Origin of the sequence: Microbacterium pratiae (assembly GCF_047302165.1) — a bacterium.
Taxonomy (GTDB): domain Bacteria; phylum Actinomycetota; class Actinomycetes; order Actinomycetales; family Microbacteriaceae; genus Microbacterium.
This window is the reverse complement of record NZ_CP154843.1, coordinates 1,206,541-1,219,588: the sequence shown is the minus strand read 5'-3', so window position 1 is coordinate 1,219,588 and position 13,048 is coordinate 1,206,541. Positions and strand designations below refer to the sequence as shown.

At 70.0% G+C, this 13,048-nt stretch carries 8 protein-coding genes; 6 read left to right on the top strand and 2 right to left on the bottom strand.

Features of this window, described 5'->3' with window-relative positions; translation table 11 throughout:
• Window positions 1-74: 74 nt before the first annotated feature.
• Together AA0Y20_RS05660 and AA0Y20_RS05655 are read right to left on the bottom strand one after the other, a co-directional pair.
• Window positions 75-3,980: a glycoside hydrolase gene (locus tag AA0Y20_RS05660; protein WP_412937975.1), complete on the bottom strand. Its 3,906-nt coding sequence runs from the start codon at window positions 3,978-3,980 to the stop codon at window positions 75-77.
• Window positions 3,981-4,202: 222 nt separating this feature from the next.
• Entirely contained in the window at window positions 4,203-5,246 is a 1,044-nt protein-coding gene (locus tag AA0Y20_RS05655) for a LacI family DNA-binding transcriptional regulator (protein WP_412937974.1), read from the bottom strand.
• A gap of 111 nt (window positions 5,247-5,357) precedes the next feature.
• Between AA0Y20_RS05655 and AA0Y20_RS05650 the strand changes: the two genes are divergently transcribed.
• The 6 genes from AA0Y20_RS05650 (at window position 5,358) to galE (ending at window position 12,977) form a co-directional block, all read left to right on the top strand.
• Complete coding sequence (locus tag AA0Y20_RS05650; protein ID WP_412937972.1) at window positions 5,358-6,281, top strand: carbohydrate ABC transporter permease; 924 nt, start codon at window positions 5,358-5,360, stop codon at window positions 6,279-6,281.
• Window positions 6,278-7,156, top strand: a complete 879-nt coding sequence (locus AA0Y20_RS05645; RefSeq protein WP_412937971.1) for a carbohydrate ABC transporter permease — start codon at window positions 6,278-6,280, stop codon at window positions 7,154-7,156. The genes AA0Y20_RS05650 and AA0Y20_RS05645 overlap by 4 nt, the downstream gene beginning before the upstream one ends.
• An 80-nt stretch (window positions 7,157-7,236) precedes the next feature.
• Entirely contained in the window at window positions 7,237-8,583 is a 1,347-nt protein-coding gene (locus AA0Y20_RS05640; protein WP_412937969.1) for an ABC transporter substrate-binding protein, read from the top strand.
• A gap of 74 nt (window positions 8,584-8,657) precedes the next feature.
• The gene (locus AA0Y20_RS05635; RefSeq protein ID WP_412937968.1) at window positions 8,658-10,196 is read left to right on the top strand and encodes an alpha-N-arabinofuranosidase; all 1,539 of its coding nucleotides are present in this window, start codon (window positions 8,658-8,660) and stop codon (window positions 10,194-10,196) included.
• Window positions 10,193-11,956, top strand: a complete 1,764-nt coding sequence (locus tag AA0Y20_RS05630; RefSeq protein ID WP_412937965.1) for a glycoside hydrolase family 35 protein — start codon at window positions 10,193-10,195, stop codon at window positions 11,954-11,956. The genes AA0Y20_RS05635 and AA0Y20_RS05630 overlap by 4 nt, the downstream gene beginning before the upstream one ends.
• Before the next feature lie 40 nt (window positions 11,957-11,996).
• Complete coding sequence (galE, locus tag AA0Y20_RS05625; RefSeq protein ID WP_412937963.1) at window positions 11,997-12,977, top strand: UDP-glucose 4-epimerase GalE; 981 nt, start codon at window positions 11,997-11,999, stop codon at window positions 12,975-12,977.
• Window positions 12,978-13,048: the final 71 nt, after the last annotated feature.

The window sequence follows — 13,048 nt, the reverse complement described above, 5'->3', positions numbered from 1 at the left end:
CACGGCCTTCGTCGTCAGGCGCTCCGTTGTCAGGGGCTCCGTCGTCAGGGGCTCCGTCGTCAGGGGCTCCGTCGTCAGGCGTCCCGGGCTCCGACGCGGCGTCGGCGGACGACGACCGCTCCGGCGCCGAGAACGAGCAGCGCGAGCGCGCCGAACAGCGTCGCGGCGATGCCGTCGGCATCCCCTCCCGTGCGCGCCAGGTCGCGCGCACCGGTCGAGCCGGCCGCGCCGTTCGCACCCGTGCCCGTCGACGCACCGCCCGAGCCCGAACCGGAGCCCGAGCCCGGCGTTCCCGCGCCGCCATCGGTGCCGCCGTCGGTGCCACCGCCCGTTCCCGGGTCGACGACCGCGGCGGTCGGGACGATCGCCGCCGAGCGAGCGCTGCCGCCGATGAAGCCGGCCGCTGCCGCGGTGACTTCGACCGAGATCTCCCGCCCTTCGTCAGCAGCGGTCAGCGCGTAGCTGTCGGCCGTGGCGCCGTCGATCGCGGCCCCGTTCCGCAGCCAGACGAACGCGGGCGTCGCGTCCTCCGGGTCGGTGACCGCCACCGCGCGAACGGTCGAGCCGACGCGCGGCTCTCCCGACACGACGGGCGTCTCGACGCCGACCGCCCGGTTCACCGCGACCGTGTACGTCTGCGAGGCGCCATCGGGAGCCGTGACCGTCACGGTCCCGACGCTGGTGATCACGTCATCCGCCGCGGCTGCGGCATCCGCCGCCATCCGCTGCGCCTCGCCCGTCTGGCTCTCCCCCGGCTGGGTCACGACGACGGTGGCGTCCTCGTCGACCGCGAGCGCGTGGAGCGCGGGCCACGCCGAGCCCGTCGTCGTGACGGTGTACTCCAGCGTGTCCGGCGCGAACCCGGCGACGAGGTCGTCGCCGACGGTGAGTCGCGCGAGATCGGCGATCCCTGCTGCGGCGGGGGCCGCGGCGAAGATCTCGACCTCCGACACGATCATGTGCGTGTCGGGGCGCGCGTTGAGGACGACCCGGACCTCGTCGGCGGCACCGGAGAGGGGCACCTCGACGCGCGGCGCACCCGTCGCGGGCTCGGGCACGGTGACGAGATCGCCCTCGAGCCATTCGCCGCCGCTCACCCGGTGGTCGACACGGATGGTCGCGGGCCAGCTCAGCGAGCTGCCGTCGCGGTAGAACTGCACGGCGACGCGCGTGAGGGTCTCGCGCTGCGCCAGGACGTAGCTCAGGGTGTCCTGCGTGTTCTTCGCCCCCGACCGCCAGTTCGACCAGCCTTTGTCCGTCGAGCTGCCGTTGATCGTGTTGCTCACGTCGTACTGCGTGCTCTCGGTGAAGGTCGCGCTCGGACGGCTCTCCGGGGCGACGTTCCGCTCCGACGCCGCCGTGACGATCACCGTCAGACGGGCATCCAGCTGCTCGCCGCTCGGGCCGGTCGCGACGCCGGGCACCGACACCATGCCGGGGTTCGCGAAGGCGCCATCGGCGATGCCGTCCCACATCCACTCGACGGGTACCGGGAAGCCGGCTCCCGAGGGGCGGAGCTCAGCCTGCACCGTGGTGGCGGCCTGGCTCGTGACGGCGGCGAGCGCGCTCCCGGCGGGTACGGTCACCGATGCCGGCCGCGTCGCGGTGTAGGCGCCGATCTCGACCGTAGCGGTGGCTTCGAACGAGCCGCCGAACAGCTCGGTGCCCGTGCCGCGAACCTCGACCGAACCGGCGCGCGAGAAGTCGACGCCGTCGAGCTGCCAGTTCACCGCAGCCTGCCGCACGGTCCCTCCGGTGTAGCGCACGGCGACACTCGCGGGCAGCGTGGGGACCACCCCGACCGCGGTCGCGACCGTCACGGGCTCCGTGCCCGCGACGCTCGTGCTCGCGATGCGCCACTGCTGGTTGCCGCCGCCGTTCGAGGTCCACAGGCCCACCGACGCGCCGGGGGTCGTGCTGCCGCCATTCACGTCGAGGACGCGCTCTGCGGCGACGTTCAGCACCGAGTAGTACGTGCCGTCCGTCGTGGAGGCCATCCATTGCAGTGCGGGATCGGCTGCGGCTGCCGCCGGATCCGCGTCCACGAGCGCGGTGGCCGTGCCCCGCGAAGCGAGGAACTGCCCCGAACCGTTCTGGAGCGTGAAGCGGTGACGGTTGGTGCCGGCTCCCTCGATCGTGCGGACCGTCCAGGCCTGGGCGCGGGCGGTCTCGGCCGTGGTGGCCGGCGAGCGGACCGCGAGCGTCGAGCCGCCGTCGAGGGCGAGCCCGCTCTGGAGGCCCGTGAGCTGCACCGTCTCGCCGTCGCGGAAGGCGGCGGCATCCGGAGAGACGCCCGAGACGCCGTCGATGACGAAGGTCACGACCGACTTCGCGGGCACCGTCAGCGTGGCGGTGCGGGATGCCGCGTCCACGGCGACCGCCTGACCCTGCTGGAGCGCGTTGATCGAGGGCTCCGCCGCGGTCGACTGCGTCGTGACGATCGGAGTCACGGTCGCCCCGGGGGCCACGGTGCCGAAGTCACTCAGGTCGATCTCGACGGTGCGGTCGGCAGCCTCGGCGTTGACGTGCACGATCGTGGCGCCCTCGCCGTCGGCGTCGATCGCCGCGGTCGACTGCGCGTTATCGGTGGCGATCAGCCGATCGCCGGGGGTGATGTAGTGCGTGAAGTTGCGGACCGTGTTGAACTTCTCGTTCGTCAGCACCTTGCAGGAGGGGTCGGCGTCACCGTCGCGGAGCCGACGCTCGGAGTTCCCGTCGGCGTTGCAGTCGAAGTCGATGAAGACACTGCCCCAGTTGAGCTTCTCGACCTTCTCCATGTTGTAGAGGTCTTCGACCGGCTGCCAGAACACCCACGCGTCGGGCTCGAGCTCACGCAGGTCGCCGACGATGTGCTGGGCCATGCCCAGGCCGTTCTCGATGTCGTCGGTGACGAAGCCCCTGCTGCGGTCGGTCCAGTTGCCCTCGACCTCGCTCATCCACAGCGGCTTGTCGGCGGCCTTCGCGATGTCGCGGACGACCTGGCGCCCGCCGGTGCCGTACGTGTGGACGTTGAGCTGATCGACGAGGTCCTTCGCCTGCGCCGACCACGTGTTCCAGTTGGTCGCGAAGATGCCGGGGTTGGTCTCGTCCATCGCGGAGATGACCGCGTCCGTGCTCGTCCCCGGCTGCGCGAGGCGCTCGGCGAGGGCCGCGATCATCGCATCCTGCGCCTCGGGGCCGATGTGCGCGCCCTCCTGGCGGCCGCCGGTGGGCCAGGTCGCACCGTCGGGGATCTGCGTCGACCAGTAGTTCGTGTTGGGCTCGTTGAACGGGTCGATCGTGTCGAACGAGATGCCGTGAACCCGCTCGAGCTCATCGACGACGTTCACGAGGTAGCCGGCGAACTTCTCCATGTCGGCGGGGGCGAGCTGCTCGCTCGTGGCGTTGTTGATCCCACCCGAGACGTAGCCGCTCTGCGTGAGGAAGTAGGGCGGCGAGTTGCTGAACGCCTCCCAGTGAGTGACCTTGTCCTTGAGCGCGTCGAGCCACCAGCGCTGCGCGGAATCCTGCGAGAAGTCGTAGGCGTCGGGATCGTCGGGGTCCCAGGCATCCCGGTACCGGTCGCGGTCGGCGAAGGTCGACGTGATCGCGCCCTCGTCGTCGGCGGCCTGGAGGTCGGGATTCCAGAAGCCGGGCACGGCGCCGCCCGGCCGCAGGTACGGCGGGACGTCGGTGGCGTTGCCGCCGCCGACGTTGTAGCGCGCGATGTTGAGGTTGAGGCCCTCGTCGCCGAATACCGCGTCGAACAGGTCCTGCCGGACGTCCTCGGGATAGTCGCCGGTCGCGTTGGCGAACCAGACGAGGCTCGTGCCCCATCCCTCGAAGGGCTTCTCCGAGGCGGTGGCGGGATTCGGGGTGATACGGACCGCGGCGGGGTCGGCCGCCCGCGCCGGCGGGGGCGCGGCGACGGCTGCGGCGGTGAGCCCACCGGCCGCGAGCGCCACGGCGCAGGTCATCGACATCAGTCGAGCTGACTTCATCGTCATTCCTATCCGGTCGCTCCGATGCGACCTCAGGGGGGTGATGTTGACGTCAACATGTTGACGTCAACACCGAGCCTATGGGAACGCTGTGCCGCGGCGCAACGGCACATTCCTCACCACGAAACTCGGACGATCGCGCGAAAGTCGGACCACATGCGGGGAGCGATCCGAGGAACGCGTGATTCTCCGAGCCTGGCCGCTCGGGCAGTCCGGTCCGCGCTATGCGCGCGGGCCGGAGCTCGCGCGGACGACGAGCTCGGTCGGCACGAGGGTGCGCTCGGCCGGCACCTCTCCCCCGTCGAGCTCGGTGAGTAGCGAGCGCACGGCGGCCGCGCCGATGCGGTCGAAGTGCTGGCGCACGGTCGTCAGCGGCGGCCAGAAGTTGGCCGATTCGGGGGCGTCGTCGTAACCGACCACGCTGATGCTCGCCGGCACGGCTCGGTCGGCCTCATGCATCGCCCGGAGCAGCCCGAGCGCCATGCGGTCGTTGGCGGCGAAGACCGCCGTGACCGCATCGTCGGCGGCGAGCGAGCGCCCGATCTCGTACCCCGATTCGGCGGTCCAGTCGCCGACGTGCACCTCGGGCACCGGGGCTCCGCGCGCGACGAGCGTGTCATGCCAGGCGACCCGCCGGCGCTCGGCGGCGAAAGACTCCCTCGGCCCGGAGATGTGGTTGACCGTCTCGTGCCCAAGGTCGAGCAGATGCTCCGTGGCGAGGCGAGCACCCAGCGCCTGGTCGTTGTCGACCACGGGATAGGGGTAATCGGCGCTCGAGTCGACCACGACGACGGGCAGTCCCGTCGGCAGCGCGAGCTCGCGCTCACCCAGGCGGTGGGTCTCGATCAGGATGATGACGCCGTCGACGGCGTGCTCGGCGAGGCGCACGAACGCGCCGGAGACGTCGGACTGCGTCGCCGATTGCACCGTGATGACGGTGAGCGAGTACCCCGCCTCGGCCGCGACGGATGCCACGGCGTCGAGCGTGCGCGTGTTGCCGTAGCTGGCCAGCGAGAACATGATCACGCCGATGCTGCGGAACCGCCCCGACCGAAGCGCGCGGGCCGCACTGTTGGGTCGATACCCCAGCTGCGTCATCGCGTCCTGGACCCGCGCCCGGGTGTCGGGGTCGACGTTGTCGCGGCCGTTCGCGACACGCGACACCGTCTGGCCCGACACGCCGGCCATCGCGGCGACGTCGGCCATCGATACCTCGCGACGCCGCGGCCGCGCGTCCGGGCCTGCGGCTGGCCGTCCTTCACCCATGCCCGGATCCTCCTCGATGTTGACGTTGACATGCTAGCGTGCCCGAGTTATGTTTACGTCAACATCCGCGCTCAATCGGCGAGCGCCTGCATCACAGAAGAGGCACGGACGATGACGACCACTACGGCACCCCCTCCGGCCGTGCGCACCGCACGGAAGCGGCGTCGGATCAGCGTCGAACAACGCGGATGGCTCTTCGTCGGCCCGTTCGCCGTCGTCTTCGCGCTCGTCTTCCTCGCGCCCCTCGCCTACGCCCTCTACCTCAGCTTCTTCCGCGAGCAGATCGTCGGCGGGAATGCGTTCGTCGGTTTCGAGAACTATCTGACGGCCTTCGCCGACCCGAAGCTGTGGGACGGCTTCCTCCGGGTGCTGCTGTTCCTGCTCATCCAGGTGCCGATCATGCTGGTGCTCGCGCTCGGCGCCGCGCTCGCGATCGACAGCGCACGCCTGCACGCATCGGGCTTCTACCGGATCGTCATCTTCCTGCCCTATGCCGTTCCCGCCGTCGTCGCCGTGCTCATGTGGGGTTACATCTACGGTGACCAGTTCGGCCTCGCCGGCAACATCAACGACCTCCTCGGCGCGCAGGTCCTGCGCCCCTTCCTGCCCGAGTGGATGATGGTCTCGATCGGCAACATCGTCACGTGGCAGTTCGTCGGCTACAACATGCTGATCTTCTACTCGTCGCTCAAGACCATCCCCGGTGAGCTGTACGAGGCGGCATCCCTCGACGGCGCCGGCGCCTGGCGCACGATCCTCTCGATCAAGATCCCGGCCCTGCGCGGCTCGATCGTCATCGCCACGATCTTCTCGATCATCGGCAGCTTCCAGCTCTTCAACGAGCCCAACATCCTCAAGCCCCTGGCCCCGAACACCATCACGACGTTCTTCACGCCGAACATGTACGCGTACAACCTCTCGTTCGCCGGCCAGCAGTACAACTACGCCGCAACCGTCGCGATCATCATGGGCGTCATCACGGCGGTCATCGCCTACGTCGTGCAGTTGCGCGGATCCCGTCAGGAGATGCGATGACCGCTCCCGCCCTCGCCCGCAGCACGCCGTTCGCCCGGCGGAAGTCGGTCGTGCTCACCATCGTGATGAGCCTGTTCATCCTCTACACGCTGCTGCCGCTGTTCTGGCTGATCATCAACGCGACCAAGACCCAGGGCGACCTGTTCACGACCTTCGGCCTCTGGTTCGGCGACAGCTTCAACCTGTGGAACAACATCGTCGAGACGTTCACCTATCGCGACGGCATCTTCCTGCGGTGGCTCGGCAACACCCTCCTCTACGTCGTCGTCGGCGCGGGCGGGGCCACGGTCCTCGCGACGATGGCGGGCTACGGCCTGGCCAAGTACAACTTCCGCGGTCGCAAGGCGGTCTTCGCGGTCGTCATCGGCGCCGTGGCCGTTCCCGGCACCGCCCTCGCGGTCCCCACGTTCCTCATGTTCAGCCAGCTGGGCCTGACCAACACCCCGTGGGCGATCATCATCCCCTCGCTCATCAGCCCCTTCGGCCTGTACCTGATGTGGGTGTTCGCGAGCGACGCGGTTCCCACCGAACTGCTCGAGGCGGCCCGCATGGACGGCGCCAGCGAGATGCGCACGTTCTTCACCATCTCGACGAAGCTCCTCATGCCCGGCATCGTCACGGTGCTGCTGTTCGCGGTCGTCGCGACCTGGAACAACTACTTCCTCCCGCTCATCATGCTCAGCGACCCGGCCTGGTACCCGCTCACCGTCGGGCTCAACCAGTGGAACGCTCAGGCCACCGGAGCGGCGGCGCAGCCGATCTACAACCTCGTGATCACCGGATCGCTCCTGTCGATCATCCCGATCGTCGTCGCCTTCCTCATGCTCCAGCGGTTCTGGCAGTCCGGCCTCAGCGCCGGCAGCGTCAAGCAGTGAGCACACCCCCGAACCCCGTATTCCGCACCACTTGAATCCACAACAACCCGAATCCACAACAACGAAGTGAAGGAACTCCCATGACACCCATGCGCAAGGGATCGGCGCTGCGTCGCGCCGCATCCGTCGTGGCCCTGACCGCAGCCGCCGGCCTCGTGCTGGCCGCCTGCTCGTCCTCCGGCCCCGCCGCGGGCAGCGGCAACCCCGATGACCTCGACGCGGCCCTGAAGGCCGGCGGCGAGATCACGTACTGGTCGTGGACCCCGTCCGCCGAAGCGCAGGCCGAGGCGTTCATGAAGAAGTACCCCGAGGTCAAGGTCAACGTCGTCAACGCGGGCACCAACACCGAGGAGTACACCAAGCTCCAGAACGCGATCAAGGCCGGCTCGGGCGCCCCCGACGTCGTCCAGATCGAGTACTACGCCTTCCCGCAGTTCGCCCTGACCGACGGTCTCCTCGATCTCGCGCCGTACGGCTTCGGCGATCTCGAGGACGACTACACCGCCTCGACGTGGAACTCCGTCGACTTCGACGGCAAGATCTACGGCCTGCCGCAGGACTCCGGCCCCATGGCGCTGTTCTACAACAAGGCGGTCTTCGACCAGTACGGCCTCACGGTGCCGACGACGTGGGACGAGTACATCGCCACCGCGCGTCAGCTCACCGCCGCCGACCCGACGAAGAAGATCACGAACGACACCGGCGACGCCGGCTTCGCCACCAGCATGATCTGGCAGGCGGGCGGCCAGCCGTTCTCGGCCGAGGGCACCGACGTGACGATCAACGTGGCCGACGAGGGCTCGAAGAAGTGGGCCGACACGTGGAACACGCTCGTCGAGGACGACCTGATCGCCAGCACCCCGAGCTGGAGCGACGAGTGGTTCAAGGGCCTCGGCGACGGCTCGATCGCGACGCTCGTCATCGGCGCGTGGATGCCCGGCAACCTCGAGTCGTCGGTGGCCGACGCGGCGGGCGACTGGCGCGTGGCTCCGATGCCGACCTACGACGGCACCCCGGTCTCGGCTGCGAACGGCGGCGGCGGCCAGGCGGTCACCAAGCAGAGCGAGAACCCGGCTCTCGCGGCGGCGTTCCTCAAGTGGCTGAACAACGACGAGGAGAGCCTGACGATCTTCGCCGAGAGCGGCGGCTTCCCCTCGACGACCGCGCAGCTCGAGTCGGACGAGTTCCTGAACAAGGCACCCGAGTACTTCGGCGGGCAGAAGATCAACGAGGTGCTCGTGCAGGCGGCCAAGGACGTGCGTCCCGGCTGGCAGTACCTGCCCTTCCAGGTGTACGCGAACAGCATCTTCAGCGACACCGTCGGACAGTCCTACGCCTCGAAGTCCGACCTGAACGAGGGCCTGGCCACCTGGCAGGACCAGCTCGTGCAGTACGGCAACGACCAGGGCTTCACCGTCAACAAGTGACGCCCGACGAGGGGCGGGTCGCATCGAGCTTCGATCCGGCCCGCCCCTCGCCATGTCCCCCCAGGAGAAGAGCAATGACCTCCCCCACCCGCATCTCGCTCGACACGGCCGCGCCCGGGCCGGTCGTCCCGCGCCGTCTCTTCGGCACCTTCGTCGAGCACATGGGCCGCTGCGTCTACGACGGCATCTTCGAGCCCGGTAACGCGACCGCCGACGAGGCCGGATTCCGCGGCGACGTGCTCGAGCTCGTGCGCGAGCTGGGCGCAACGGTCGTGCGCTACCCCGGGGGCAACTTCGTCTCGGGATACCGGTGGGAGGACGGCGTCGGCCCGCGCGACCAGCGTCCCGTGCGCCTGGATGCCGCATGGCACAGCACCGAGACCAATCAGGTCGGTCTGCACGAGTTCGCCGCGTGGGCCGAGCAGGCCGGGCTCGAGCTCATGGAGGCCGTGAATCTCGGCACCCGGGGCGTCGCCGAGGCCGCCGACCTGCTCGAGTACGCCAACCACCCGGGCGGCACCACGCTGTCGGAGCGCCGCCGCGAGAACGGTCGCGCCGAGCCCTTCGGCATCCGCCTCTGGTGCCTGGGCAACGAGATGGACGGCCCCTGGCAGATCGGGCACAAGACCGCCGACGAGTACGGACGCCTCGCCGCCGAGAGCGCGCGCCTCATGCGCTTCATCGACCCCGACGTCGAGCTCGTCGCCGCGGGCAGCTCGAACCACGAGATGCCGACGTTCGGCGATTGGGAGCGCACCGTGCTCCGACACACGGCCGGACTCGTCGACCACATCTCCGTGCACGCCTACTACGAGGAGACGCCCGGCGACCCCGCCAGCTTCCTCGCTTCCGGCGCCGCGCTCGACGCCTACATCGGCGAGGTCGCCGACATCATCGACGAGGTGCGTTCCGAGCGCGGCATCACCGACCCCATCGGCATCAGCGTCGACGAGTGGAACGTCTGGAACCAGACCCGCTGGAACGAGGTCGACAAGCCCGAGGTGTTCACGGGCGACTGGCCCGTCGCCCCGCGTCTCATCGAGGACGACTACACCGTGACGGATGCCGTCGTCGTGGGGTCGCTCCTCATCACGATGCTCCGCCGCGCCGACCGCGTCTCGATGGCAAACCTCGCCCAGCTCGTCAACGTCATTGCACCGATCCGCACCGAGCCGGGCGGCGCGGCCTGGCGGCAGACCACCTTCTTCCCGTTCCAGCTGACCGCGGCTGCGGCATCCGGGCATGTCCTCGTCCCGGCCATCGACACCGGCGTCATCCCGACCGCGCGCTACGGAGACGTGGGAGCCGTCGACGCGGTCGCGACGATCGAGGGCGACGAGCTGACGGTCTTCCTCGTGCACCGAGGGCTCGACGCCGAGACGCCCGTCACGATCGACCTCGACCGCTCGGCCGCGGGCGCCGAGGCGCTCGTGCTGACCGTCCCCGCCGGCGGCGACCGGCACACCGTCAACAGCGCGTCGTCGCAGCCCGTCGCCCCGGCGTCCCTCGCCGTCGACATAAGCGACAGCACTGTGACCCTGACCCTTCCCCCGCTCTCCTGGGCGCGCGTGAGCGTGCGTCTCAACCCCGGAACGAATCGAGTGACCGCGTGACGACCTTCAGCATCGGCGAGACCGACTTCCTCCTCGACGGCCGCCCCCACCGGGTCATCGCGGGAGCCCTGCACTACTTCCGCATCCACCCGGACCACTGGGCCGACCGCATCCGCAAGGCGCGACTCATGGGACTCAACACGATCGAGACGTACGTCGCCTGGAACGCCCACGAGCCGGTGCGCGGCGAATGGGATGCCTCGGGCTGGAACGACCTCGGGCGCTTCCTCGACCTCGTCGCGGCGGAGGGCATGCACGCGATCGTCCGCCCCGGCCCGTACATCTGCGCCGAGTGGCACAACGGCGGCCTGCCGGTCTGGCTCACGAGCACGCCCGGTATCGGGCTGCGCCGCTCCGAGCCGCAGTACGTCGAGGCGGTCAGCGCCTACCTGCGCCGCGTCTACGAGATCGTGGCGCCGCGTCAGATCGATCGCGGCGGCAACGTCGTGCTCGTGCAGATCGAGAACGAGTACGGCGCATACGGCTCCGACCACGACTACCTCCGCACGCTGACCGAGCTCACCCGCGCCTGCGACATCACCGTGCCGCTGACGACGGTCGACCAGCCCGAGCCCCACATGCTCGCGGCCGGCACGCTGCCCGACCTGCACACGACCGGATCGTTCGGCTCGCGCGCGACCGAGCGCCTCGCGACCCTGCGCGAGCACCAGCCGACCGGACCGCTCATGTGCTCGGAGTTCTGGGACGGCTGGTTCGACTGGTGGGGTGGCGTGCACCACACCACGGATGCCGCGGCCTCGGCATCCGAGCTCGACGCCCTGCTCGCCGCGGGAGCGTCGGTGAACATCTACATGCTCCACGGCGGCACGAACTTCGGCACCACGAACGGCGCGAACGACAAGGGCCGCTACGCCCCGATCGTCACCTCGTACGACTACGACGCCCCGCTCGACGAATCGGGTCACCCGACCGACAAGTATCACGCGTTCCGCGAGGTCATCGCCCGGTACGCCCCGGTCCCCGACGAGGTTCCGCCGGCTCGGCCCGAGGCTCCCGTCCTGTCGGTTCCGCTGCGGGCGACGGGCGATTGGCTTCCCGCGGCGGATGCTGCCGCGGGTGCCGGCGCGGACGCGGCGGTCACTCCACCCACGTTCGAGCAGCTCGGGCAGCTCGGACCCCTCGTGCGCTACGAGGTCACGCTGCCCGCCGAGGCGTTCGCCGACGCCGACAGCGCGGTGCTCGCCTTCGCGGAGGTCCGCGATCTCGCTTGGGTCGCGGTCGACGGCGCCCCGGTCGGCCGCCTCCAGCGCGCGCTGCACGAGCGCTCGCTGCCGATCCCCCGCGGGTCGCAGCTGACCGTGCTCGTCGAAGACCAGGGCCGCGTGAACTACGACGTCCGTCTCGGCGAGAACAAGGGCCTCGTCGGCCCCGTGACCCTCGGCGGACACGAGCTCTCCGGCTGGTCGGCGCAGCCCGTCGACCTCGCGGGCGTCGCCGCCGGCATCCCCGCTGCTTCCGAGCAGACGACGGTGGGCCGCACCGGCCTCGTGGGCACGTTCGACCTCGACGAGCCCGCCGACCTCTTCCTCGACACGGATGCCTGGAGCAAGGGCTACGCGTTCGTGAACGGGTTCTTCCTCGGCCGGTACTGGCGCAACGGCCCGCAGCGCACGCTGTACGTGCCCGCACCCGCCACCCGCGCCGGGGCGAACGAGATCGTCGTCGTCGAGCTCGAGCACGTCGTCGAGCCCGTCGCCGCGTTCGTCGCCGCGCCCGACCTCGGCCACCGCGAGGAGTGAGCGTGAGGGAGCCCCGCCGCGATCGGGCAGGATGGATGTCATGAGCTGGATGGTCACCGGTGGTGCTGGATACATCGGCGCGCATGTCGTGCGCGCCCTCGCCGCGGCGGGTCTCGACCCCGTCGTCCTCGACGACCTGTCGAGCGGGCACGCGGGGTTCGTCCCCAAGGGCGTGCCGTTCGTCCGCGGCTCGATCCTCGACCGCCCGCTCGTCGAGGGTGCGCTGCGCGAGCACGGCGTCGAGGGCGTCATCCACGTCGCCGGCTACAAGTACGCCGGCGTCTCGGTGACCCGCCCCCTGCACACCTACGCGCAGAACGTCGAGGGCACGCGGATCGTGCTCGAGGCGATGGAGACCGCGGGCGTCGACAAGATCGTCTTCTCCTCCAGCGCCGCCGTCTACGGCACCCCCGACGTGCCGCTCGTCACGGAGGACCTGCCCAAACGTCCCGCGTCGCCCTACGGCGAGTCGAAGCTCATCGGCGAGTGGCTCCTGCGCGATCAGGCCGTCGCGACCGCGGGCTCCCCCGCACCCCTGCGCCACACCTCGCTGCGCTACTTCAACGTCGTGGGCTCGGGCGACCCGTCCGTCTACGACACGAGCCCGCACAACCTCTTCCCCATCGTCTTCGAGAAGCTGATCGCCGGCGAGACCCCGCAGATCAACGGCGACGACTACGACACCGAAGACGGCACGAACGTACGCGACTACGTCCACGTCGCCGACATCGCCGCGGCCCACGTCGTCGCCGCCCAGCGCCTCGCGGCCGGCGAGAGCGTCGAGCCGGCCTACAACCTCGGGTCGCAGAACGGGCTGTCGGTGCGCGAGATCATGGACGCGATGGCCCGCGTGACGGGCATCGACTTCGCCCCGAGGATCGGCCCGCGTCGCCCCGGCGACCCCGACCGCATCGTGGCGACCGGCGAGCTCGCCGCCCGCGATCTCGAGTGGGCCAACCGCTACTCGGTCGACGAGATGGTGCGCACCGGCTGGGAAGCCCGCCGCGCGGCATCCGTCTGACCGGGCTCACGTCCCGCGCTGAGCTCGCGCGGGAGTCAGGCGCAGTTCCGGGGATGAGGCGCGGAGAGAAC